At 55.9% G+C, this 23,250-nt stretch carries 20 protein-coding genes; 7 read left to right on the forward strand and 13 right to left on the reverse strand.

Annotated elements, in window-relative coordinates; genetic code table 11:
* Positions 1-33: 33 nt before the first annotated feature.
* A complete protein-coding gene (locus tag AC6EMZ_RS00110; RefSeq protein WP_498400333.1) occupies positions 34-567 on the reverse strand; it encodes a ClbS/DfsB family four-helix bundle protein in 534 nt (177 codons plus the stop codon).
* 306 nt (positions 568-873) lie between these two features.
* Between AC6EMZ_RS00110 and AC6EMZ_RS00115 the strand changes: the two genes are divergently transcribed.
* Entirely contained in the window at positions 874-2,940 is a 2,067-nt protein-coding gene (locus tag AC6EMZ_RS00115; RefSeq protein ID WP_498400334.1) for a prolyl oligopeptidase family serine peptidase, read from the forward strand.
* Positions 2,941-3,016: 76 nt separating this feature from the next.
* On the opposite strand, the gene AC6EMZ_RS00120 is transcribed toward AC6EMZ_RS00115, so the two are convergent.
* The 3 genes from AC6EMZ_RS00120 to AC6EMZ_RS00130 form a co-directional block, all read right to left on the reverse strand.
* A complete protein-coding gene (locus AC6EMZ_RS00120; RefSeq protein WP_498400335.1) occupies positions 3,017-3,178 on the reverse strand; it encodes a hypothetical protein in 162 nt (53 codons plus the stop codon).
* Positions 3,179-3,384: 206 nt separating this feature from the next.
* The gene (locus AC6EMZ_RS00125; RefSeq protein ID WP_498400336.1) at positions 3,385-5,169 is read right to left on the reverse strand and encodes a diguanylate cyclase; all 1,785 of its coding nucleotides are present in this window, start codon (positions 5,167-5,169) and stop codon (positions 3,385-3,387) included.
* Between the two features lie 119 nt (positions 5,170-5,288).
* Entirely contained in the window at positions 5,289-6,398 is a 1,110-nt protein-coding gene (locus AC6EMZ_RS00130; RefSeq protein WP_498400337.1) for an AI-2E family transporter, read from the reverse strand.
* A gap of 396 nt (positions 6,399-6,794) precedes the next feature.
* Here AC6EMZ_RS00130 and mmuP point away from each other — a divergent pair, with 396 nt between their 5' ends.
* Complete coding sequence (gene mmuP / locus AC6EMZ_RS00135; protein WP_498400338.1) at positions 6,795-8,195, forward strand: S-methylmethionine permease; 1,401 nt, start codon at positions 6,795-6,797, stop codon at positions 8,193-8,195.
* The gene (gene mmuM / locus AC6EMZ_RS00140) at positions 8,182-9,117 is read left to right on the forward strand and encodes a homocysteine S-methyltransferase (RefSeq protein ID WP_498400339.1); all 936 of its coding nucleotides are present in this window, start codon (positions 8,182-8,184) and stop codon (positions 9,115-9,117) included. Before mmuP ends, mmuM begins: the two co-directional genes overlap by 14 nt.
* A 26-nt stretch (positions 9,118-9,143) precedes the next feature.
* Here the strand turns inward: mmuM and AC6EMZ_RS00145 are convergent, their stop codons facing one another.
* From AC6EMZ_RS00145 to AC6EMZ_RS00180, 8 genes are all read right to left on the reverse strand, one after another.
* Positions 9,144-9,539, reverse strand: a complete 396-nt coding sequence (locus AC6EMZ_RS00145; protein ID WP_498400340.1) for a hypothetical protein — start codon at positions 9,537-9,539, stop codon at positions 9,144-9,146.
* An 11-nt stretch (positions 9,540-9,550) separates the two neighbouring features.
* Positions 9,551-9,904, reverse strand: a complete 354-nt coding sequence (locus tag AC6EMZ_RS00150; RefSeq protein ID WP_498400341.1) for a hypothetical protein — start codon at positions 9,902-9,904, stop codon at positions 9,551-9,553.
* Between the two features lie 105 nt (positions 9,905-10,009).
* Positions 10,010-11,056, reverse strand: a complete 1,047-nt coding sequence (fbpC, locus tag AC6EMZ_RS00155) for a ferric ABC transporter ATP-binding protein (protein ID WP_498400342.1) — start codon at positions 11,054-11,056, stop codon at positions 10,010-10,012.
* A gap of 4 nt (positions 11,057-11,060) precedes the next feature.
* A complete protein-coding gene (locus tag AC6EMZ_RS00160) occupies positions 11,061-13,139 on the reverse strand; it encodes an ABC transporter permease (protein WP_498400343.1) in 2,079 nt (692 codons plus the stop codon).
* 67 nt (positions 13,140-13,206) lie between these two features.
* Positions 13,207-14,238, reverse strand: coding sequence for an ABC transporter substrate-binding protein (locus AC6EMZ_RS00165; RefSeq protein ID WP_498400345.1), 1,032 nt, complete (start codon positions 14,236-14,238; stop codon positions 13,207-13,209).
* Between the two features lie 12 nt (positions 14,239-14,250).
* A complete protein-coding gene (uhpC, locus tag AC6EMZ_RS00170; protein ID WP_498400346.1) occupies positions 14,251-15,552 on the reverse strand; it encodes an MFS transporter family glucose-6-phosphate receptor UhpC in 1,302 nt (433 codons plus the stop codon).
* Between the two features lie 85 nt (positions 15,553-15,637).
* Positions 15,638-17,179, reverse strand: coding sequence for an MASE1 domain-containing sensor histidine kinase (locus AC6EMZ_RS00175; RefSeq protein ID WP_498400347.1), 1,542 nt, complete (start codon positions 17,177-17,179; stop codon positions 15,638-15,640).
* Positions 17,179-17,808 carry a response regulator gene (locus AC6EMZ_RS00180; protein ID WP_498400349.1) on the reverse strand — a complete coding sequence of 210 codons (630 nt, stop codon included), beginning with the start codon at positions 17,806-17,808 and terminating at the stop codon, positions 17,179-17,181. Before AC6EMZ_RS00180 ends, AC6EMZ_RS00175 begins: the two co-directional genes overlap by 1 nt.
* 241 nt (positions 17,809-18,049) lie before the next feature.
* Between AC6EMZ_RS00180 and tauA the strand changes: the two genes are divergently transcribed.
* Genes tauA through tauD form a run of 4 tightly spaced genes read left to right on the forward strand, consistent with a single transcriptional unit; the run spans position 18,050 to position 21,461 of the window.
* Positions 18,050-19,012: a taurine ABC transporter substrate-binding protein gene (gene tauA / locus AC6EMZ_RS00185; protein ID WP_498400351.1), complete on the forward strand. Its 963-nt coding sequence runs from the start codon at positions 18,050-18,052 to the stop codon at positions 19,010-19,012.
* A 9-nt stretch (positions 19,013-19,021) separates the two neighbouring features.
* A complete protein-coding gene (gene tauB, locus AC6EMZ_RS00190; protein ID WP_498400352.1) occupies positions 19,022-19,789 on the forward strand; it encodes a taurine ABC transporter ATP-binding subunit in 768 nt (255 codons plus the stop codon).
* A complete protein-coding gene (tauC, locus tag AC6EMZ_RS00195; RefSeq protein ID WP_498400353.1) occupies positions 19,786-20,613 on the forward strand; it encodes a taurine ABC transporter permease TauC in 828 nt (275 codons plus the stop codon). The genes tauB and tauC overlap by 4 nt, the downstream gene beginning before the upstream one ends.
* On the forward strand, positions 20,610-21,461 hold the full coding sequence (gene tauD, locus AC6EMZ_RS00200) for a taurine dioxygenase (RefSeq protein WP_498400354.1): 852 nt from the start codon (positions 20,610-20,612) through the stop codon (positions 21,459-21,461). The genes tauC and tauD overlap by 4 nt, the downstream gene beginning before the upstream one ends.
* Here the strand turns inward: tauD and olsF are convergent.
* Entirely contained in the window at positions 21,409-23,145 is a 1,737-nt protein-coding gene (gene olsF / locus AC6EMZ_RS00205; protein WP_498400355.1) for a bifunctional ornithine lipid synthase OlsF, read from the reverse strand. The two genes, tauD and olsF, sit on opposite strands and share 53 nt — an antisense overlap.
* Between the last annotated feature and the right edge of the window lie 105 nt (positions 23,146-23,250).

The following is a 23,250-nucleotide window of genomic DNA, read 5'->3' on the forward strand; positions in this document are numbered from 1 at the left end:
TGGTTAACGGCGTTTACCTTGAACAGACCGGCGCTAAATGCGCCGGTTTTTATTTAAGCTGATATTCTTCATTTTTGCCCACTTTCTTAATCTGGCAGCAGCATTGGCATAGGGTGAGGAGGTATTCAATGAGATCATTCGTCCCATGGTCCATTTTGAGTACCAGGGGTGACCATACAAATTGTCGTCACTGTGTTTTTCAATGCATTTTACGATTTCAACTTGTACCGCCTCGAGCTCAGCGAGTAGCGAGACGTAGCTTAAGTCTTTATAGTCTGCGTAAAATTTTTGAGCCAGAAGGCCAAGTTGGTTCCACTTAAAACCGGTGTCAGGGAAATCAACAGGCAAGCCTTTCTCGTCAGCCGCGATCCATTTTACGACCAGGGCGTTCCACCCCAGCAGATAGGAAACCAGGTCGTGAACGCTCATTTCCGTGCCCTTGGCGTGCCCAACCATTGAGTTGTCTGACGTCGCTTCTAAGGGGATCGAGTGCAGATAACGCAGTAATGTATTGAAGTTTTTATTAATGGCTGCAAGTAATTCCAATTTTGTTTGTGGAACATTCATCAACGGTTGCCTCGCACTACAAGATATATGCCACATAGATGCGATGTCTTAATAACACAAATTCAATATTAAACGTAGAGCTAGATCAAAAATCATAAGATAAGAAAATTATAATAGTTATCCATTAAATGAATTCCATTTTTTAAGTTTGTGTATCATGCTGCTGGTTGTCGCTAGAAATATTTAAATTTGGTTTTTAATTTTTTGATAATTTAAAAATCAACCATCAATACAACAATCTGGACAGTGTACCGCATGACACATTGTGATGACGTATTTTCAAAATCCACTCGCGGGATTTTATCAATGGTGCCTGTCTTTGTTATTGGCTGCGTCTTTTCCGTTCACGCGAATGTTGACACGAACAAACGTGAGGATCATATGGACCGCTACCGCTGGATGGAAACCGATCGTTCACAAACCGCAGAATGGCTAAATCGTCAGTCCATCCCGTCGGCTAACATTATTCATTCGCTGCCCTGGAGAAAGGTATTCGCAAAGAGGTTAAGCTCATTAGATAATGGCGGCCCCACAATCTCTGATATTTACGATGCGGGCGACAATCGTTTTTACTTACGTTCGACGCCGGAATATGCTTATCAGCGGCTTTTTATAAAGTATAAGAATGACCCTGAGCGACTGATTATTGACCCTCTTGTTGGCTACGGCATCAATTTCTTTAGCCCATCTCCTGATGGGAAGTATATTTCTTACGGGTTATCGAAAAACGGATTTGAAAGTACGGACATAAAGATAATTAGGGTGTCTGACGGTGTGGTTTTGAAAGACAGCATTCCTCAGGTTCGATATCCTAATGTTGTTTGGGCTGAGGATAATCAGTCATTTTATTATAGCCTGAATGATGCTGCCGAAAGTAAGGGGCGGCAAACCTGTGGTAAGGTCTATCTTCATCGTTTGGGCGAAGGAAATGATGTCAGTGTATTCGACTGGCAAAGCATTGATGAACTCAAACAGCTATCCTGTGAAAATATCAATTTGTACTCCTCGGCTAATTCCCATTATCTGCTTGTCTATGTCTCCAGATCGATTGGTGGCTATGGTGGGGATCTGTTTTTAGCTAAAAAAAATCCTGGGAACGTGGAAGGGTTACACTGGCGAAAAATCATCGATGTGCACGAGAATATTTCGAGTTTTGTTTATGCAGGGAAATGGCTATATCTGGCTGGCTATAATTCATCGTCGGGATATGACATCTCCCGATTGAATCTCGATGCGCCTAAAGAGGCCAGAACAAAAATGATCAGCTGGTCAAATGGCGAGCTGACCGGGCTCAGCACCAGCCGAGATTCGCTTTATATCACTTACCATGATACTGGCGTGCATAAATTCGTGCGTATTCCATTTGAAGATATCAATCAACACCAAAATATAGACATCCCATCTGATGAGGAGGTGAGTGCGGTATTCCCCAGCAACGACCGAGAAGATATATTGTTCACTCAGCAGGGCTGGCTGACGCCACCGACTATTTATCGCTTTACCCCTCATAATCGGAGCCTCACTAATACGGGATTGATCGCTCAAACCAAGGTTTCATTTTCAGATTACGAGGTTGAAGAACGATGGGTGACCACAAAAGATAATGTGCGAATCCCCCTGACCCTTATTCATCGCAAAGGCCTTAAGCGGGATGGAACGATGCCAACCTGGCTGACAGCTTATGGGGCGTATGGCGTCAGTATATTTCCTGACTTCGATACTTCGCGGCTGATTTGGCTTGAGCAGGGGGGAGCCATCGCGATTGCTCACGTTCGGGGAGGGGGAGAGCTTGGGCCGGCGTGGCATGATGGGGGCAGAGCGGGAAATAAAAAAAATTCAATTAATGATTTTATCCGTTGTGCTGAATATCTGATTGAAAACAAATACACATCGCCCTCAAAGCTGGTTATCAGCGGTGAGAGCGCGGGCGGAATTGTTATTGGCATGGCAATGACTCTTCGTCCTGAGCTTTTTTCTGCCGTGGCGATAGATGTTGGTATGTTGAATACCAGCAGGCTGGATAAAATTCCGATAGGGTCGATGAATTTTGAGGAGATCGGGTCGCCTTTCACTCCCCAGGGGAAGCGTGATTTGTTGAACATAGATGCCTACGAACATCTTCATGCAGGCACTCGATATCCTCCCGTGCTGTTGACCGTTGGCCTCCACGATCAACGTGTGTCGCCATGGCAGACGGCGAAGTTCGCAGCCCGCCTGCAAGAGATTAACCAACGGTGGAACATTCCGGTGCTGGTACTGGCCGATAAAAATGGCGGGCATAATGCCAGCACCTATGCCGATGCTGATGCAAAATTCATTGATACGGTGAGTTTCTTCTTCTGGATAACAACGGGTCAACATCCAATCCAATGATCATAGTTGACCCGTACCGATTTCATTATAACGGCGTAAGATAAAGGCAGGACTTAATCATTAAAGGCGGCTGGAACTAATATCCGGCGGCTTTATTGGCAGCTTTAATGCGCTTATTTCTGGAGTCTTTTTCGTGTTTATCCTGGGCCTGCATGATTCCGCCTGCGGCATCAATCCAGTCGCTCGCCGTACATCCTGATAGCGTCATGCTTAACATAAAGGCAAATACAAACTTCATTCTAGCTCCGTAATTTCGGGTAATGCGCCACATGCATCCCTGTGGCACTTCAAAATATTTGACCATCTTTATATAATTATGACAAATAATTTGATTTGAATCAATGCGTCACAGTTATCAGCAAGGCGCAGAAGCTACCCTCTGCGCATGGAGACCGTCGGCATTTAGCCAAAAATGACCAAAAGCCGTTCCTGGCCGAACAGCGCTTACCCCTTATCCAGCATCCCAAAGCTGACAATCCGCGCTCTTCCCAGCTCTTTTGCGCGATACAGCGCCACGTCTGCCGCGCGCAGCAGGTTGTCGCTCTGCACGTGCTGCGGATAGCTGGCGATGCCGATAGACACATCCACCGGGCCAATGTCCGACAATCCGTAACGCAGCGCCAGGCCATGCACGCCGTTGTAAATCTCCGTTGCGCAGGCGTGAGCCCCTGCTTCGTCCTGGCCTGTCAGCAGCGCCAGGAACTCCTCGCCGCCGTAGCGGAAGGCGACGCCGTTGTCGTGAGCGGCGCGCTGAACAATGGCTGCGACGCTTTTGATTACCCGGTCGCCAGCCTCGTGACCAAAGCGATCGTTAATGTTTTTGAAGTGATCGATATCGATCATCAGGCAGCTTACGGGTTCGTTGTTGCGTATCGCCTGGCTGATTTGAGTGCGCATAGTGTCTTCAAGATGATGACGATTACGCAGGCCGGTTAACGGATCGTACAGCGCTTTTTCCAGCAGTGCGTCGCGCAGGCGCTGGTTAGCCAGGGCGAGTCCCAGCGCCTCGGCCATCAGTTCAAGATAGGCGCGGGAAGGCGCCGTTTCCGGGGTGATATTCTGGAATGAGAGCAGGCCAATGGCTTCGCCCTGGGCGATCAGCGGAACACACAACGATTGGTTCGCCCTCGATTCAGGTAGGTGATAGCAGGCGATATCGGGTTCGCCATTCACCGGCGGGTGGCTTTGCCCGCGTCGTACCGCCCAGCACTCGTCGGGATGGAACGGTTCCTGTTTACCTTCTGGCGACAGCCATTCGGCGACGCAGCGCATTTGCCACGGATCGCGGTCGAGAATATATAATCTTCCCGAAATGTCGGGAGCAATATTGGGTGCAAAAAGCTGTGCGACGTTGATAACGTCAGCGAAATTCTCGCAGCCTTGCAGGCGCTGAGTCATGCGTGCCAGCAGTTCGCGAATCGCCCAGTCGGCGTCGCGCTCTTTTTCCAGACGTTGGCGTACCAGGCCGTTTTCGCGAAAAATATGAATGGCTTGCGCCATATCGCCGATCTCATCGATTTGATTAAAGTTTGGCGTTTCTACCGCGTAATCCTGCGATGCCAGACGATGGACCACATCACTCAGGCGTACCACCGGGCGCAATACGCGGCGTTTTAAAATAAAGCCGAGAACAAATAAAAATAGCAGGGCGGTCAGACCGACCATGACCTCAGACAGGGTTCGCAGAAGACGCGATGCATGCGTGGCTTCTTCAATGGCGGTTTGCGCCCGCTTGTCCAGCATCTGACGAAAATGGTCTATCTGGTTTTGCGCACGTTCGAGTTCCTGTTCGTAGGTCTTGCCGTAAAGCAGGGCAATCGCCTGTGGCTCCTCTCCCCGCGCCACGCTGGATAGCGCGGCCTGCTGCTCGTCCTGTAGCTCATCAACAATTTTCAAACCCTCAAGCAGCAGCGCCAGCTCTTCGCTCGATGCGCCATTGTCTTTGAGTTTGACCAGCCGATGCTCAACGTTCTTCAGCAAGGCTTCTTTTTGCCGATATTCGTTCAACGACTCGGGATCTTTATTGATGATGTACAGGCGCGCCAGGTCAGACTGCACCCAGGCGTCCATCTCCACTTCTTCGGTCAGCCGATCGAAAATCTGTCGTTGTTCTACGGCCTGACGTTCCACATTATCGGCGTTGGAGGCCATTAGCATCACCACGCCAGAGGCGAGGGTCAGGCACACCGTAGCACCGTAAGCCCAGTTTGTTATGGTCGCGATACGCACCTGTTGGATCCTTTTAGGCCATGACTGGAATGTCTTTTTGAAATTATAGTAAACGCCTGATTTTGCGTTTAAAAAAAGGCGGCCAATGGCCGCCTGGTCTGTTACTTATCGTCACGAATTCACAAATCTGGAGGATTTCTTCCTTCTTCGATAAATTCTGCGTCGAGCTCTTCGGCGTTACCTTCGTGATCGCGTCCGGAGAACAGATTCCAGCAGGCGATAAACAGTGCGGCAATCAGCGGACCAATGACAAAACCGTTAATGCCGTACAGCTCCATGCCGCCCAGGGTGGAAATCAAAATCAGGTAGTCCGGCATCTTGGTATCTTTGCCGACCAGCAGCGGACGCAGAATGTTGTCCACCAGCCCGACGATAATGACGAAGAAGCCGACGATAAACAGCCCTTGCCATAGCTGGTGCGTGGCGAACAGGTAAATCGCCGCCGGAACCCAGATAATGGCAGAGCCCACCGCAGGCACCAGCGAGAGGAACGCCATCAGCGCGCCCCAGAGCACGCTGCCGTCGATACCGGCAATCGCAAATGCGATACCGCCGAGCGTACCCTGCACTACGGCGACCACAGCGGTGCCTTTTACCGTCGCCCGGGATACGCCAACAAATTTGGCGAACAGGTGCTGCTTGGCGAAATCGGTCAGCGGCAGTGAGTCCATAATCTGGCGCACCAGATACGGCCCGTCCTTCAAAAGGAAGAACAGCAGGTAAAGCATGATGCCGAAGCTAATCGCAAAGCCAAAGGTGCCTTTGCCGATCAGGAATGCGCTGCCCGCCAGATACTGACCGCCCTGCAGGGCAAAGTCGGACAGTTTTTTCTGTATTTGCGCCGCGTTATCCAGATTATGGTCCGCCAGGAACCCGCTCGCCCAGCCGGGCAGGCGGTTAAATATGCCGGCCACGATCTCAGGGAACTGGGTGTTGTTTTGCTGAAGCTTGGTGTAGACCACGTTCAGTTCGATGGCGAGCGACGAGAGGATCACCATCAAGGGGATAAAGACGATCAGGCAGATAATGCAGAGCGTCAGAAACGACGCCAGCCCGTTGCGATCGCCCAGCGCGGTACGGATTTTGTTTTTTACCGGGTTAAAGATGATGGTCAGGATCGCAGCCCACAAAATCGCAGAGAAGTAGGGCGACAGCACGTCAAAGAAGGCCCACGTTACGAGGGCGAGAATAAGAATGAAAAAGCCTTTAGTCAGTCCGTTAAAGCGCATTAGGGAGTCCTGGTCACTGAGAAACACTGAGGACTATAGAAGGGTTTGGCGGAATTACCAACTGGTGGGCTACTACACCAATAAGTTGCTTAAGAACAAAGGAGGGGGCGATCGCGCTGGATTAGCGCAGGACACCTTTTCGTGTGAGGCGTCATAGGGGACATCCCCCTTTCGACTGAGCGAAAATGCTTGTGCGCGACGCCATGCTGAAAGCATCTGCTTTACGGAGGTGCTTATGGCCTGGCGTCCGATTCTCACTGTGATCCTGACCAATCAACCCCGGCTCAGCGCGCGCCGCGCCCGCCTACGTCTGGTCCACGGCTAGCTTTTTGTTAACAATCGCGGTATAACGAACCTTCTTTGGATGTTTAGATGTCCATACGTTTAGAAGGTAACATGCAAACAGAACACGAAAATGGGCAGCTAAAGCGCACCATGAAAACCCGCCACCTGATTATGCTCTCGCTGGGTGGCGTGATTGGCACAGGGTTATTCTTCAATACGGGCTATATCATTTCCACCACTGGCGCGGCGGGCACGCTGCTGGCGTATGCGATCGGCGCGTTGGTGGTCTGGCTGGTGATGCAGTGCCTGGGTGAGCTCTCCGTCGCGATGCCCGAAACCGGCGCATTTCACGTCTACGCTACCCGCTATCTTGGGCCAGCGACCGGCTACACCGTGGCGTGGCTCTACTGGCTAACCTGGACGGTGGCGCTCGGATCGAGCTTCACCGCCGCCGGATTCTGCATGCAGTACTGGTTCCCGCAGGTGCCCGTCTGGGCATGGTGCGTGGTGTTCTGCGCGGTGATTTTTGCCCTCAACATTATCTCGACGCGCTTCTTCGCCGAAGGGGAGTTCTGGTTCTCGCTGGTGAAGGTCATCACCATTATTGCCTTTATCATCCTGGGCGGTGCAGCCATCTTTGGCTTTATCCCGATGCAGGACGGTTCTCCCGCACCCGGTCTGTCGAATATTACCGCCGATGGCTGGTTCCCACACGGCGGCCTGCCGATCCTGATGACCATGGTGGCGGTGAACTTTGCCTTCTCCGGCACCGAACTTATTGGTATCGCGGCGGGTGAGACCGAAAACCCGCACAAGGTTATCCCGGTGGCAATCCGCACCACCATTGCGCGTCTGATCCTGTTCTTTATTGGCACCGTGTTTGTACTGGCGGCGCTGATTCCAATGCAGCAGGCGGGCGTGGAGAAAAGCCCGTTTGTGCTGGTGTTTGAAAAGGTCGGTATTCCGTATGCGGCGGATATCTTTAACTTTGTGATCCTGACGGCGATCCTCTCGGCGGCGAACTCGGGGCTTTACGCCTCAGGCCGGATGCTGTGGTCGCTCTCTAACGAAAAAACGCTGCCGCGCTGCTTTGCCCGCGTGAACAAAAACGGCGTGCCGCTTACGGCGATTTCAGTGTCAATGCTGGGCGGCGTGTTAGCGCTGTTCTCCAGCGTTATCGCCCCCGATACGGTGTTTGTCGCGCTGTCGGCAATTTCCGGCTTTGCGGTGGTGGCGGTGTGGATAAGCATCTGCGCCTCGCACTTTATGTTCCGCCGTCGTCATCTGCAGGCAGGCAAACCGCTGACCGATTTACAGTACCGCGCGCCGTGGTATCCGCTGGTGCCGGTGCTGGGTTTTGTCCTGTGCCTGGTGGCCTGTATCGGGCTGGCCTTCGATCCGAGCCAGCGTATTGCCCTGTACTGCGGGATCCCGTTTGTGGCCCTGTGCTATGGTGCGTATTACCTCACTCAACATGCTAAAACGCAGGAGCCTGAACATGTCGCAGAATAACCCGCTTACCACTCTCCTTGAAAAACAGCCGTTTATCGTGCTGGATGGGGCGATGGCCACGGAGCTGGAAGCGCGCGGGTGTAACCTGGCCGACAGCCTGTGGTCTGCGAAGGTGCTGGTTGAAAACCCCGATGTGATCCGCGATGTGCATCTCGACTATTTTCGCGCCGGAGCGCAGGTGGCGATCACCGCCAGCTATCAGGCGACACCGGCAGGCTTTGCCGCGCGTGGCATTGACGAGGCGCAGTCGCGGGCGTTGATTGGCAAAAGCGTGGAGCTGGCCCGTAAGGCGCGCGAGGCGTATCTGGCCGAAAACCCGCACGCGGGCACGCTGCTGGTGGCCGGTTCCGTCGGGCCTTACGGCGCATATCTGGCGGATGGATCGGAGTATCGCGGCGATTACGTGCGAAGCGCCGATGAATTTACCGCGTTTCACCGTCCGCGCGTGGAAGCGCTGCTGGATGCCGGGGCCGACCTGCTGGCCTGCGAAACGCTTCCCGCATTCGACGAGATCAAGGCGCTGGCGGCGCTGTTAGCCGACTATCCCCGCGCTCGCGCGTGGTTCTCGTTTACCCTTCGCGATGCGGAGCATCTGAGCGACGGCACGCCGCTACGTGAAGTGGTGTCAGCGTTGGCCGGGTATCCGCAGATTGTGGCGTTGGGTATTAACTGTATCGCGCTCGAAAACACCACGACGGCGCTTGAGCATCTGCAAAGCCTCACCGCCTTGCCGCTGGTGGTCTACCCGAATTCGGGCGAGCACTACGATGCGGTGACCAAAACCTGGCATCACCATGGCGAAGCCTGCGAAACGCTGGCGGGATATCTGCCGCAGTGGCGAGCGGCGGGCGCGAAGCTGATTGGCGGCTGCTGTCGCACCACGCCGAAGGATATTGCGGAGCTGAACGCGCAGCGTACGTAAAAAAGCCCCGTGGAAACGGGGCTGACTTACTTTTTTCGAATGGTCCATGCGGCGCGCATCGGTGGCATAAAAATGGGAGGAATGACACCCATTTTAGGCAACGGTACGGTGACGGTTACCCCTGGGTAGGATTCGAACCACACATCGTTAAAAGGCAGTTTTTGAAGCCTGTTCAGGTCAAATTTCGTCGGGGCACTGAGTCCAGCGGTATCAAGTTGAGCATCAATAACAAACTCCCCATTGTAGACTTTACCGATTTGCGACGTCCCATAGGTAATGAGTACTGCGTGAATATCCGCGAAAACGTTCAACACGAGACCGGGGCGAGGATAAGGCCCCGGGTTGCCCAGACTCTCGTCGTGAGGAAACTTACACCAGAGAATGTCTCCGGCCGCCGGTAAGGGCGTAAAGTCGTATGCCATAGGCTCCCTGCTTATTTAAATAATGGCGAATCCAAATCGTCGTCCGTGATTTCCATGCCGGACATTTTGGTAATAGCGGCGTGCTGTTCGTCGGTCAGCGGCCCGTTATCCAGTTCGTAGGCTGGCAGTACATCTTGCGCAAGGTAGCGCAGCGCTTTATGGACAAGCTCCGTCTGATTAAGGGCGAGCGTTTCCATGAGGCGAGTAAAGGTTTCTTCGCTTACGCCATATTCGTTGTCACGAGCACGAAGCTGGATAAGGAATTTCTTCGGTGCTGCGGGGGCAGGGGATCCCGCTTTGCTCTTAACGGCGCGTGGACGGCGATTAGCGGTCTCGATGACTTTAGTTGCAGTGGTAGAAGTCATGATTTACCTCTCTTCGTATGACTATATGAAAAGTATATAGCAGTAGCGGGACGTTATCTATATAGATTCAATATGGTCTCGCTAAAGTTGCCGTCCCGCTACGCTTTATGCTACATCCGCCAGCACAAACATCCCGTACGGGTGGATCTCCAGGTAATACTGTTCCCCTTCGTTTGGTTGCAGGCGTGTGGCGTTGACCTGCAACAAAATCTCCTGCCCGTGCCAGTCAACCACCACCTCGTACTGCGGGCCCATATAGGCCACGTGTTGGATGACGCAGCGCTGGCTTTCCTCGCCGCGCTCGCTCAGGGTGATGGCTTCCGGGCGCACGCCCACGGAGCCTTCTCCAGTGCTGGCAAAGTGCATCGGACGCGGCAGGCGATAGCCGTGGATCTCCACATAATCGCTGTTAAAGCTCGCCGGGAACAGGTTGGCATCGCCCATAAAGCTCGCCATAAAGCGCGAGGCGGGCTGGCGATACAGATCCTGTGGGGAGCCAATCTGCATGATGTTGCCTTTGTTCATCACCAGCACAGTGTCGGACACCGCAAAGGCCTCGCTCTGATCGTGGGTCACGTACAGCGAGGTGATATTAAACTGCTTTTGCAGCTCGCGAATTTTATCGCGCATGCTGCGCCTGAGATTGGCGTCGAGGTTGCTCAGCGGCTCGTCAAACAGCAGCACTTTCGGTTTGAGGATCAGCGCGCGAGCCAGTGCCACGCGCTGCTGCTGGCCGCCGGAGATCTGATCGACGTAGCGGTCTTCAAAGCCATCCAGATCCACCATCGCCAGCGCCTCTTTGACGCGGGTTTTGAGCTCGCTGCGCGGTACGCCGAGCATCTTCAGGCCGTAACCCACGTTCTCGCCCAGCGACATGTGCGGGAAAAGGGCGTAGGACTGGAACACCATGCAGATATCGCGCTGCTGAATGGAGCGGTGAGTCACGTCCTCGCCGTCAATGAGGATCTGCCCTTCGGTCGGTTTTTCCAGCCCCGCCACCAGACGCAGTACCGTGGTTTTGCCGCAGCCGGACGGGCCGAGCAGCGTCACCATCTGCCCCTGCGGAATGACGAGATTAATATTGTCGATGACCGTGTTATTGCCAAAGCGCTTGGTCACGTTGCGCAGTTCAACGAAAGGTTTCTGAGTCATAGTGTTACGCCTGGTTTTTGGCTTTTGAACGGGAAGTACGAGACTCACCGATCAGCCAGTCAAAGAGGAAAATGATCGCCAACATGACCACAATTAAGATCGAGCCGTAGGCAATTGCCACGCCGTATTCGCCGTCTTCTACGCGGTTCAGAATGTAGGCCGTTGCCACGCGGTTATCTGGCGTGACGAGGAAGACAATCGCGCTGACGGTGGTAATGGCGCGCACGAAGCTGTATATCAGCGCCGACAGAATCGCCGGGCGTAGCAGTGGCAGCAGGATGTGCGTGATGGTTCGTAGCGAGCCCGCGCGCAGGCTGAGCGAGGCTTCGTCCAGCGACTTATCGATCTGCCCAAGCCCCGCAATCCCGGCGCGAATACCCACCGGCACGTTACGCATCACCATCGAAATAATCACAATCGCCGCCGTTCCGGTCAGGTACACCGGTGCGCTGTTAAACGCCAGAATGTACGATACGCCCGCCACGGTGCCCGGCACCGCGAAGCACAGCATGGTGGTGAACTCGATGGTCTTTTTACCGCGGAACTGCTGGCGCACCACCACCCAGGCGATCAGCAGCCCAAAGCCCGCCGTGATTGGCGCGGCGATCCCGGCGTACAGCAGGGTATCGAGCAGCGAAGGCCATGCGCCGTCGCTCATGCCCTGGCCGAACAGCTTGATAAAGTTATCCAGCGTCAGGGTGTAATCCACGCCCCAGTTGACGGTAAAGCTGCCGTAGAAAATGCTGCCGTAGAGCAGGGCGTTAAAGGCTATCCATACCGTCAACAGCGCCACCACGGTCCACACCAGCGTCACCGGCAGGGGCTGCACGTCGCCGCGATAGGATTTGCCGGAAACGGTCACGTACGAGCGTTTACCGATCCACATGTACTGAATGCAGAACACCAGTAACGAGAACACCAGCAGGAACGCGCCGAGGGTGCTGGCGGCCTGATAGTCCAGTTGCGAGCCGGTGATATAGAAGTAGATTTGGGTGGCGAGCACGTCGAAGTTCCCGCCCAGCACCAGCGGGTTACTGAAGTCGGCCAGCGACTGCACGATCACAATCAGGAAGGCGTTCGCCAGCGCCGGTTTCAGCAGCGGCACGAACACGCCGTTAAAGGTCTGCCAGCGGCTGGCGCGCAGGGTGTATGACGCCTCTTCCAGCGACGGATGGATGGTTTTAATCGCCCCGTCGAGGATCATAAACGCCATCGGGGTGAAGGCCAGCACCTGAGCCAGCCAGATGCCGGTGAAGCCGTACAGCCAGTTGGTGTTGGTTAGCCCAAACCAGTCGACCATCAGCTCGGTGAGGTAACCGGAGCGGCCCATCATCAGCGTCACGCCCAGGCCCACCACGAACGGCGGAGTGACGATCGGCAGGATCGAGAAGATTCGGCCAATAATGGCGCTGCGTTTAGCGATGCGGGTGGTGTAGATCGCCAGTACCAGCCCGAAGAAGGTACAGCCGATGCCGACGGCGATCGACAGCAGGATCGAGTTGATAATCACCTGCACAATGTGCGCCTGCGACAGCACCGCCATAAAGGCCAGCGGGGCGAACTCGCCCGCGTCGTTGCTGAACATCGGGATGAAAATGGCAATGCTCGGCCAGACGATAAAGATGCCGATCAGCGCCACAATGGCGATCAGCGAGGCAATGACAAAGCGGTCGCCACCCAGCCATTCCAGGCGGGTCAGCGCCAGCGCCATAATCGCCCCCAGGGCAATAAACAGCACGATAGAGGCGTAACCTAAGCCACGTTCCTCGACGGTCGCGCTGATGACGATAAACGCCATGCACAGCAGCGCCCAGCCCGCGTCAAAATAGTGGCGGCTGCGCTGCTCGCGGCGGGCGGAGGTGAAGGGGCGCACCAGCAGCAGGCTCGGCAACAGGTACCACAGCCAGCTCACGTTAAAGTGGGACCAACCGTAGGCGTCGAGGATCTCCTCGCGCGTCGACTCCAGCAGGCCGTAATCCAGGCTCCAGCTCGGCAGCAGGGCAAACGCCAGCCAGCCAAGCAAAACCCAAAGGAAAACCGCATCCCGTTTATTCACGGGATGAAGAGCGAGTGTCTGTGACATAAATTTTCCGGTGTTGTAGGCCGGGTGAGGTGCAGCCACCACCCGGCAAATGTTCGCAATAGTGGGCTTATTTACCCATCTTCACATCGCTGACCCATTTGTTAATCAGCGCTTTGCGCACGTCCGTTGAGCCGTACTTGTCCATGTCGTAGCTGATGAGCTTAAGGTCGTCGAGCTTCAGCGAGTTCGGCGAGGTCTCCGCCGTGGTGTTGGTCAGGATCTGGTAGGATTTGCCTTTCTTCCACGCCAGTTCCTGAGCCTCTTTCGACAGCACCCAGTCGACGAACAGCTTCGCGTTCTCTTCGTTGCGCGCGCCTTTCAGAATGCTCACACCGCCGATTTCATACCCGGTGCCTTCACACGGCGAAATCAGCTCCAGCGGTGCGCCTTGTTCTTTTTCCAGCGAGTAGTCGTGCAGGAAGCCAATCCCGATGGCGGTTTCACCGCGCGCGGCGTTACGCGCCGGGGCAATGCCGGATTTGGTGTACTGCGATACGTTGCTGTTCAGCTGTTTCAGGTAATCGAAAGCCTGGTCTTCGCCCCACAGCTGCACAAAGGTGGCGAGCGCGGTGTAGGCGGTACCGGAGCTTTGCGGATCGGCAATCTGGATCTCGCCTTTGTATTCCGGCTTGGTCAGATCCTTCCAGCACTTCGGCACCGGCAGGTTTTTCTCTTTCAGGCGCTGGGTGTTGACGCCAAAGCCTAAAATCCCGACGTACACCGCTGAAGACAGGTTGCCTTTTACTTTGGCCGGATCGCGGAAGTTCTCCATGATCTGCTCAAGATTTTTCGATTTATAAGGTTGCAACAGCCCCATTTCACCGGCCTGAGACTGCGGATCCAGCGTGCCGCCGTACCAGACGTCGGCCTGCGGGTTTTTCTTCTCGGCGTCCACTTTTGCCAGCGTGCTGCCAGAGCCGTTGCGGATAAACGAGGTCTTGACGTCGTACTTATCACCAAACGCTTTGGTTTCGGTTTCGCACATTTCGTTGGTGGCGCTGCAATACACCACCAGACGGCCTTTCGCCTGCGCGGCACCGGTTAAGGTCGCCAGCGCGATCCCAGTAGCAACAAGAGTAGAGAGGAGCGTTGTTTTCATTATTCAGCCTTTTTATGACGTTATGTGACGGCGAGACGCGGTGATGCCCGACATCAGCAGCGGCATCAGTAATAAACCCATCAGTACGGCGGCGATTGACAGCAAACTGAACATGCCTGACCAACCATACCGTTCGATAATCAACGACAGCGGCCACCCTGCCAGCGCCGCCCCCAGATAGGCAAACACGCCGAGAAAACCGGTAATCGAGCCTGCCGCCTGCTTGTGTCCGCACTCCACTGCGGCGAGGCCGATCAGCATTTGCGGACCAAAGACAAAAAATCCCACGGCAAAAAAACAGATCGCCAGCAGGGCATAGTGATGAACCGGTGCAAGCCACAGGGCGGCGACGGAGACCATCAGCCCCAGCGTGAACAGCAAAATCATCGGCGCACGCTGGCCGCTAAACAGCAGATCCGATCCCCATCCGGCAAACAGCGCACCGAGCAGGCCGCCGACCTCAAACAGCATCACCGTGGCGTTGGCGCTCAGCAGATTGACGCCGTGGCTTTCTGACAGCCAGATATTGCCCCAGTCGTTCAGCGCAATGCGGATCAGATACACCAGCACGTACGATGCCCCGAGCAGCCAGATCATCGGGTTTTGCAGCATGGTGGTGCGTAACATCTGCCACAGGCCCATCGGCGGGCTGTGTTGTTCCTGGCGCAGTTCCAGCGGATCGTTGCGCCACTCCCCTACCGTCGGCAGACCCTCTTCCTGCGGTGTTCCCCGCAGCTGCGTGGTTAGCCAAAGACCGAGCACAATGCTGATAATCCCCGGTGTCAGCATCGCTGCCTGCCAGCCCCAAAGGTGGGCGGCAAAGGCACATATCAACGGAATAATCGCGCCACCAATATTGATGGAGGTATTCCAGCAGCCCCACCAGAAGCCGCGCTCGTTGCGCGAATACCAGTGGGTGAGCAATCTGGCGCACGGCGGCCATCCCCATCCCTGAAAGAAGCCGTTCAGCGTCCAGATGAACAGCAGCAGCGGGAACGAGTCGCTAAACGTAAACAACACGTTCAGCACGCCGGTCGCCAGCAGGCCGATGCCCATAAACGCCCGTTGCCCGTGGCTGTCGTGCCACAGTCCGGCGGCAAATTTCGACAGTCCGTAGCTCAGGTAAAACAGCGAACCGATAAGCCCGATGTCGCCTTTACTCAGCCCCAAATCCATTTGCAGCGCAGGTAACACGTAGTTCACGCTTTTGCGTGTCAGGTAAAACGCGGCGTAGCCAATCGCCATGCACAGCAGCAACCGTGGGCGAATGGCCCGATAGCGTTGAGTAACCTGTTCAGCAGACGGTGCGTGCATGGCGTTCTCCATTTGAGATGACTGTATGAAAGCGCGACGAAAAAGGGATGAGAGAAAGTCTGGAGTGACTAAGACTTTTTCCTGGTTAGTGATGTGTTTGTTGCAAAGTTGTGGGCAGGTTAACAATTACGCGGGTGCCGGAACGGGATTCCAGCGTGAACTCGCCGCCGAGGGCGTGAACGCGCTCGCGCATTCCCTGGATGCCAAAGCCGGACGTTTTTTCCGCACTGATGCCGCTGCCGTTGTCCGCCACTTCCAGATGCAGCCGGTTATTGTGTTGGCGAAGAACAATCGTCACCTCGCTGGCATCGGCGTGTTTCGCGACGTTGTTCAGTAGCTCCTGCAACAGGCGATACAGGGTGAAAACCAGCGTTTCGTTTTGCGGCGGCGCATCCAGTTGATAGGCAAACCGACAGGTAATCCCACGCTCGGCAAAGGCAAACTCGTTGACCAGATGGTGCAACGCCTCTTTCAGCGACAGCTCGTCCAGCACGGGCGGGCGTAATTGGCGCAACAGCTGGCGGGTCGACTGGTGAATACGGCGCGCCAGCTCGTTGATTTGTCCGGCGGCTTCAACGGCGAGCGGCGTATCACCCGCGCGTTTCACCAGTTGGGACTGGATCTGAATGGCGGTAATGTTCTGGCCGATCTCGTCGTGCAGTTCGCGGGCCAGATGCTTGCGGGTGTCTTCTTCGGTGTGGATCAGCTTTTCTGTGAGCGCTCGCCGCGCCTGAAGTTCGGTCTCCAGCCTGCGCCGGTAGTGGTCCAGATTCCGCGCCAACTGCTGCTGGCGGCTGATTGCGATCCCCAGGCCAATGCCGAGCAGCGACTGGGTGGCGAGGAAAATTTCCAGCTCCAGCAGGTCGCTGAACCCCACGCCGACCTGGCGCGCAATAGTAATCATCATGCTGCCCAGCAGCCCCGACAGCACGCCGCCCTGCCAGCCAAACTTCCACGCCATCACGACGTTCGGCAGGAACACCACGATCAGCAGCAGGCGCTCAAGGGCAGGGGAGAGCACCATCTGGGTAGCAATGCCAATAATAAAAAACAGGCTGCACCAGATAATCAACGAGGTGCGCAGCGGCGGGTTGCTGGTGTCCAGCCCCAGCAGATGATAGCGATGCTGCTGGCGTAGAAACTCGAACACCAGATAGACGAAAGGGGTCAGCAGCACGCCGCCCGTAAAGGAGGCCAGCAGCAGGAGCATGGTTGGGCTTTCCAGAAACGGCGACAGCAGCAGAGTTTGCAGCAGCGCGTTAAGCGTAACTGCGGCAATCAGGAGGGAAAGACGCTGCCAGTAGAGCGGAAAACGGTGCCAGTAGCGCTGCGTCAGCCAGGCGGCGATCGTGCCAATCAGCGGAGCCGTCAGTATGACCTGGCGGATTAAAAGCTGTTCGGCGTGTAGCCAGAGAAGGGCGGCGAGGGTGGGTACAATCAGCGCAGGCCAAAAGCGTCGCGACAGCAGAATGAGCAGCGCCAGATAGACGCCCTGTGGCAAAAACAGCACCGCCTGCTGACCGTTATGGGTCAGGTAAAAGCTGAGCGTCCACAGCATTAGCCAGCCGGTACCCCACGCCAGCATGATAAACAGAGAGAGAATAAGGTGCCGCACGGAGCACCGCATCAGTGGCCCGTTAGCAACTGATGGTCGAGCGCAAAATGCACCAGCTCAATGGTACTGCTGCACTGTAATTTTCCCAGCACGTTGGCGCGATGCACGTGTACCGTTTTATGGCTTAGTTCGAGCGTAAAGGCGATAGCTTTGACGCTTTCGCCCTTCACCAGCAGGTTGAACACCTCCCGCTCGCGCGGGGTGAGAACGTCGAGGACTTTTGAAACGATCTGGCCGCCGCGCAGGGCCTTAACCGCGTCGGCGCACAGATAATGGCCGCCCATCCCTACCGAGCGCACCGCCTGTACCAGTTCTTCCGGACCGCAGCGCTTGGTGAGATAGCCGCTGGCCCCGGCGTCGAGCGCGCTTTGCACAAACGCCGGGGTATCGTAAATGCTCAAAATAATGGCGCGAAAGCCGGGGCGCTGCTGGCGCAGGCGCTTTAGCAGGCTGAGGCCGTTTTCATCGGGCATCGCCACGTCCATCACCGCCACGTCGATGTCGTTACGCGACAGTGCAGGCCACGCCTCAGCGGCACTGCCGTACTGGCCTTCGACCACCAGATCGTCTTCCAGATTTAACAGCTGGGCGAACCCGGAACGTACCACCACGTGGTCGTCCACCAGCACCACTTTGATCATCTCAGAGTCCTTTGCGAAGTTATCCGGCTATGATGCCTGTCAATGGTTGTCTGGCAATTGTGCGGCTACGGTTATGTAATGGATGTAACAAAATTGCAATATTATTCCCATCCGTTTTTTAACTATCCTTTGCCGCTTTTTTTCTAAAAACGATTCGGCATTAACGATGCTTTTTAATTCCTTTATCAAAATTCTCGCGCCGGAAATACTGCTCCCATAACAAAAGAGGGGAGCAGACAACATGGCAATTTCATCGCGTATTACACTATTCGGCGCTCTGGCGCTGTGGGCATTTCAGGCGCAGGCGGTCGATGTCACCGTCGCGTATCAAACCTCTGCTGAACCGGCGAAAGTTGCGCAGGCGGATAATACCTTTGCCAAAGAGAGCGGCGCGAAGGTTGACTGGCGCAAGTTCGACAGCGGCGCGGCCATTGTGCGGGCGCTGGCTTCTGGCGACGTGCAGATTGGCAATCTCGGCTCAAGCCCGCTGGCGGTAGCCGCCAGCCAGCAGGTGCCGATTGAGGTGTTTCTTCTCGCCTCGCAGCTTGGGAATTCCGAAGCGCTGGTGGTGAAGAAAAATATCACCAAACCTGAAGACTTGATTGGCAAGCGTATCGCGGTGCCGTTTATCTCCACTACGCACTACAGCCTGCTGGCGGCGCTCAAACACTGGGGGATAAAGCCAGGTCAGGTGCAAATCCTGAATCTGCAACCACCGGCGATTATTGCCGCCTGGCAGCGTGGCGATATCGACGGCGCGTACGTTTGGGCACCCGCGGTCAACGAGCTGGAGAAAGACGGCACGGTGCTGACCGACTCCGCCAAAGTGGGCGAGTGGGGCGCGCCAACGCTTGACGTGTGGGTGGTGCGTAAAGATTTTGCCGAGAAGCATCCTGAGGTGGTGAAAGCCTTCGCCAAAAGCGCGATTGACGCGCAGCAGCCCTATATCACCAACCCGGACGAATGGCTGAAGCAACCCGACAATCTGGCCAAACTCTCGCGCCTGAGCGGCGTGCCGGAAGCGGATGTACCGGGTCTGGTGAAGGGCAATACCTATCTGACGCCCGCGCAGCAGGTACAACAGCTGTCGGGCCCGGTCAATAAAGCGATTATCGACACCGCCGGGTTCCTGAAGGAGCAGGGCAAAGTGCCTGCGGTAGCAGCGGATTACAGTCAGTTCGTGACCGATCGATTTGTGAAATAAGGGGCCACGATGCTGAATATTACTAACCTGTCCGCCAGCTATGGCGGGAAACCTGCGCTGGAAGATATCGATCTGACGCTGGATAGCGGTGAGCTGCTGGTGGTGCTGGGGCCGTCCGGCTGCGGTAAAACCACGTTGCTGAATCTGATCGCCGGGTTTGTACCCTATCAGCACGGCAACATTCAGTTGGAAGGCAAGCGCGTGGAGGGGCCGGGCGCTGAGCGCGGTGTGGTCTTCCAGAGCGAGGGTTTACTGCCCTGGCGGAATGTGCAGGAAAACGTGGCCTTTGGCCTCCAGTTAGCGGGCGTAGAGCGTGCGCAGCGCCTGGAAACGGCGCGCCAGATGCTGAAAAAGGTGGGACTGGAAGGGGCAGAGAAACGCTTTATCTGGCAGCTTTCCGGCGGGCAGCGTCAGCGTGTGGGGATTGCCCGTGCGCTGGCGGCAAATCCGCAGCTGTTGCTGCTGGATGAACCTTTCGGCGCGTTGGACGCATTTACCCGCGAGCAGATGCAAACCCTGCTCCTGCGCCTGTGGCACGAAACCGGCAAGCAGGTATTGCTGATTACCCACGATATAGAAGAAGCGGTGTTTATGGCGACCGAACTGGTGTTGCTGTCACCGGGGCCGGGCCGCGTGCTGGAACGGTTGCCGCTGGAGTTTGCCCGACGCTACGTCGCCGGTGAACCAGCGCGCAGCATCAAGTCCGATCCGCAGTTTATTGCCCAGCGCGAATACGTGTTAAGCCGCGTGTTTGAGCAGCGGGAGGCGTTCTCATGAGCATTGTTTTTAGTGAAAAACGAGCCGGTAAGCGTCTGGCCCTGCGCTGGCCTTTCTCGCGTCAGATAACGCTGAGTGCGGGCTCGTTGCTGGTGTTGCTGGCGGTGTGGTGGGCGGTGGCGGCGCAGCAGTGGGTCAGCCCGCTGTTCCTGCCATCGCCGGAAAAAGTGCTGGTAAAACTCGTCGACATCGCCGGGCCGCAGGGATTTATGGATGCGACCCTGTGGCAGCACCTGGCGGCAAGCCTGGGGCGTATTCTGGTGGCGCTGCTGGCGGCGGTGATTATCGGGATCCCAGTGGGGATCGCGATGGGACTGAGCCCGACGGTGCGTGGGATCCTCGATCCGTTGATTGAGCTTTATCGCCCGGTGCCGCCGCTGGCTTATCTACCGCTGATGGTTATCTGGTTCGGCATTGGTGAAACCTCGAAAATTCTGCTGATCTATCTGGCGATTTTCGCGCCGGTAGCGATGTCGGCGGTGGCAGGCGTGAAGAGTGCGCAACAGGTGCGTCTACGCGCAGCACAATCGCTCGGCGCCAGTCGCGCACAGGTGCTGTGGTTTGTGATTTTACCCGGCGCGTTGCCGGAAATTTTAACCGGGCTGCGCATTGGGTTAGGCGTGGGCTGGTCGACGCTGGTGGCGGCAGAACTTATCGCGGCAACGCGTGGACTCGGATTTATGGTGCAGTCGGCGGGCGAGTTTTTGGCCACCGACGTGGTGCTGGCAGGGATCATGGTGATCGCCGTGGTTGCCTTTGGTTTAGAACTGGGGCTGCGCGCGCTACAGCGCCGCCTGACGCCCTGGCATGGAGAAATACAATGAGTGAACGTCTGACCATTACCCCGCTGGGGCCATACATTGGCGCACAGATTGCCGATCTCGACGTGACGCGACCGCTGAGCGATAACCAGTTCGAACAGCTGTATCACGCGGTGCTGCGCCATCAGGTCGTCTTTCTGCGCAACCAGGCGGTGACGCCCCAGCAGCAGCGCGCGCTGGCACTGCGTTTTGGCGATCTGCATATTCACCCGGTCTATCCGCACGCGGAAGGCGTCGAAGAAATTATCGTGCTCGATACCCACAACGATAATCCGCCGGATAACGACAACTGGCATACCGACGTAACCTTTATCGAGACGCCGCCCGCAGGGGCGATTCTGGCTGCGAAGCTGTTGCCGGAAACGGGCGGTGATACGCTGTGGACCAGCGGGATTGCGGCGTTTGATGCGCTGTCTGAGCCGTTTAAGCAGCTGTTGAGCGGCCTGCGTGCCGAGCACGATTTCAAGAAATCGTTCCAGGAATATAACTATCGCAAAACCGAAGAAGAGCACGCCCGCTGGCAGGACGCGGTCGCCAAACACCCGCCGCTGTTGCATCCGGTGGTGCGCACTCATCCGGTCACCGGCAAGCAGGCGCTGTTTGTGAACGAAGGCTTCACCACCCGCATTGTGGACGTGACCGAGAAGGAGAGTGACGCGCTGCTGGGGTTCTTGTTTGCGCATATCACCAAGCCAGAGTTCCAGGTGCGCTGGCGCTGGCAGGAGAACGATCTGGCGATTTGGGATAACCGCGTGACGCAGCATTACGCCAACGCGGATTATCTGCCGCAGCGCCGGATTATGCAGCGGGCGACGATTCTGGGGGATAAGCCTTTTTATCGTGCGCCTTAATGTAGCGCTCATAACGGTTACGTTTGAGGTAGCACAAATCCACCAGCACCAGCCCGTCGATGCAGTTATTGAACGCCGGGTCGCTGCCGAAATCGATAAACTGTACGCCGCCTGGCTCGCACAGTTCGGAATACTGTTTGTAGAGGGGGGGAATGCCGCAACCCAGATTGCCAAGCAGCGATTTTAGTTTCGTGAGATCGTCGGTGTAATCTTCTGCGCCAAACTGGGCCAGCACGTCGGGAAGCGAGGCTGGATACGGCTGGCGCGACACGGCTAACGGGTGACTCGCCGGGAACCACAGGCGGTAAAACGCCACCAGCAGATCCCGCGCGGCAGGCGGTAGTCCGCCAGAAATGGAAACCGGACCAAACAGATAGCGATACTGCGGGTAGCGCGCCAGATACGCGCCAATGCCCGACCACAAATAGTCCAGCCCGCGACGGCCCCAGTAGCGCGGCTGAATAAAGCTGCGCCCAAGCTCAAGGCCATGCTCCAGTATGCCGTCCATTTTGTCGTCGAAATGGAACAGGCTGTAGCTGTACAACCCGCCAGGCCCTCGGTTTTCAACCTGTTTTGCGGTCGGCATAAAACGATACGCGCCAACGATTTCCAGATCCTCGTCATCCCACAAAATCAGATGCAGGTAGTCGTCGTCATAGCTATCGGTATCCCGGCGCTTGCCGCTGCCTTCGTTCACGGCGCGGAACGCGACTTCGCGCAAACGCCCAAGCTCGCGCAGGATCGGCACGTCTTCTTGTCCGTTGCGCTGCCACAGATAAATTGTCTTCCCATCGCTGGTTTTACCCAGACATTCCGCCAGAGCGAGCGCCCGCTTGAGCGTAGCCCTGTCTTCCGGTCGCGCGATGGCACATTGTGTCTTGAACGTGCCCGGCAGTCCCTTGCCAAGACGCATCACGTGCTGACGGCAGCGCTCGGCCATCTCACGGGGGGAAAGTGTCGCATTGAACCAGTGGCTCCAGGCGATCTGCTGGCCGATTTTAATCGGCAATCGGCTGTGCTGGCGTCGAAACATCTGCTGCATTAATAACAGCATCGACAGCGTGGGTGAAACCAGCGTGCTGGCATAAAACAGCAGGCTGTTATGTGCCTGAATATGCACCGGCAGCAGCGGGGCGCGTAGTTTGCTCGCCATCTTGATAAATCCGGAGTGCCATTTTTTATCGCGGATGCCTTTGCGCGTCGGGCGCGAGACTTCGCCTGCCGGGAAGAAAATCAATACACCCGCGTTTTGCAGATGTTGCTCCATTTGCACCAGCGACGTTTTAGCCGTTTTACCGCCCATATTATCGACCGGAATAAACAGCGAACTGAGCGGCTCAAGGTGCGTCAGCAGTCGGTTCGTGACAACCTTTACATCGCGACGCACGCGGGAAACGGCGTACATCAGCGCCAGACCATCGAGCGTGCCGGTGGGGTGATTCGCAATAATCACCAGCGGGCCGTGTTCGGGAATTTGTTCAAGATCGTGGGCGGGGATAGTGCAGAGGATATCGAGGTGCTCCAGAATTTGCTCCACCATATCGAGTCCTTTCAGGTGGCGGTGTGCTGCGGCAAACTGCTGGAATTCTTCTTCGTGAAACAATCTTTTTAACAGACTTTTTTGCCAGGGTGCGGGCCTCGCCTGAGGCCAAAGGTCGTCGAGAACGCTATCGAGACTAAACATGGTAATTCCTCCTGCCGTCTTGCTGAGACAGTAGAAGGGCGAGATGTCGTTTGGATTGCAGTTTGGTGACGTTTAGATGCAGGGTGAGCGCTGAACTCACCCTGC

It is taken from the genome of Enterobacter sp. SCRI0065, from assembly GCF_059766475.1.

What these genes read in the sequence shown, in the direction of transcription:
- fbpC (WP_498400342.1), bottom strand. Translation starts at nt 11,056, where the DNA reads ATGACTCAGAAACCTTTCGTTGAACTGCGCAACGTGACCAAGCGCTTT.
- tauA (WP_498400351.1), top strand. Translation starts at nt 18,050, where the DNA reads ATGGCAATTTCATCGCGTATTACACTATTCGGCGCTCTGGCGCTGTGG.
- AC6EMZ_RS00130 (WP_498400337.1), bottom strand. Translation starts at nt 6,398, where the DNA reads ATGCGCTTTAACGGACTGACTAAAGGCTTTTTCATTCTTATTCTCGCC.
- AC6EMZ_RS00115 (WP_498400334.1), top strand. Translation starts at nt 874, where the DNA reads ATGGTGCCTGTCTTTGTTATTGGCTGCGTCTTTTCCGTTCACGCGAAT.
- AC6EMZ_RS00110 (WP_498400333.1), bottom strand. Translation starts at nt 567, where the DNA reads ATGAATGTTCCACAAACAAAATTGGAATTACTTGCAGCCATTAATAAA.
- tauD (WP_498400354.1), top strand. Translation starts at nt 20,610, where the DNA reads ATGAGTGAACGTCTGACCATTACCCCGCTGGGGCCATACATTGGCGCA.
- olsF (WP_498400355.1), bottom strand. Translation starts at nt 23,145, where the DNA reads ATGTTTAGTCTCGATAGCGTTCTCGACGACCTTTGGCCTCAGGCGAGG.
- mmuM (WP_498400339.1), top strand. Translation starts at nt 8,182, where the DNA reads ATGTCGCAGAATAACCCGCTTACCACTCTCCTTGAAAAACAGCCGTTT.
- uhpC (WP_498400346.1), bottom strand. Translation starts at nt 15,552, where the DNA reads ATGCACGCACCGTCTGCTGAACAGGTTACTCAACGCTATCGGGCCATT.
- AC6EMZ_RS00160 (WP_498400343.1), bottom strand. Translation starts at nt 13,139, where the DNA reads ATGTCACAGACACTCGCTCTTCATCCCGTGAATAAACGGGATGCGGTT.
- mmuP (WP_498400338.1), top strand. Translation starts at nt 6,795, where the DNA reads ATGCAAACAGAACACGAAAATGGGCAGCTAAAGCGCACCATGAAAACC.
- AC6EMZ_RS00150 (WP_498400341.1), bottom strand. Translation starts at nt 9,904, where the DNA reads ATGACTTCTACCACTGCAACTAAAGTCATCGAGACCGCTAATCGCCGT.
- AC6EMZ_RS00175 (WP_498400347.1), bottom strand. Translation starts at nt 17,179, where the DNA reads ATGCGGTGCTCCGTGCGGCACCTTATTCTCTCTCTGTTTATCATGCTG.
- AC6EMZ_RS00165 (WP_498400345.1), bottom strand. Translation starts at nt 14,238, where the DNA reads ATGAAAACAACGCTCCTCTCTACTCTTGTTGCTACTGGGATCGCGCTG.
- AC6EMZ_RS00145 (WP_498400340.1), bottom strand. Translation starts at nt 9,539, where the DNA reads ATGGCATACGACTTTACGCCCTTACCGGCGGCCGGAGACATTCTCTGG.
- tauB (WP_498400352.1), top strand. Translation starts at nt 19,022, where the DNA reads ATGCTGAATATTACTAACCTGTCCGCCAGCTATGGCGGGAAACCTGCG.
- AC6EMZ_RS00120 (WP_498400335.1), bottom strand. Translation starts at nt 3,178, where the DNA reads ATGAAGTTTGTATTTGCCTTTATGTTAAGCATGACGCTATCAGGATGT.
- AC6EMZ_RS00180 (WP_498400349.1), bottom strand. Translation starts at nt 17,808, where the DNA reads ATGATCAAAGTGGTGCTGGTGGACGACCACGTGGTGGTACGTTCCGGG.
- tauC (WP_498400353.1), top strand. Translation starts at nt 19,786, where the DNA reads ATGAGCATTGTTTTTAGTGAAAAACGAGCCGGTAAGCGTCTGGCCCTG.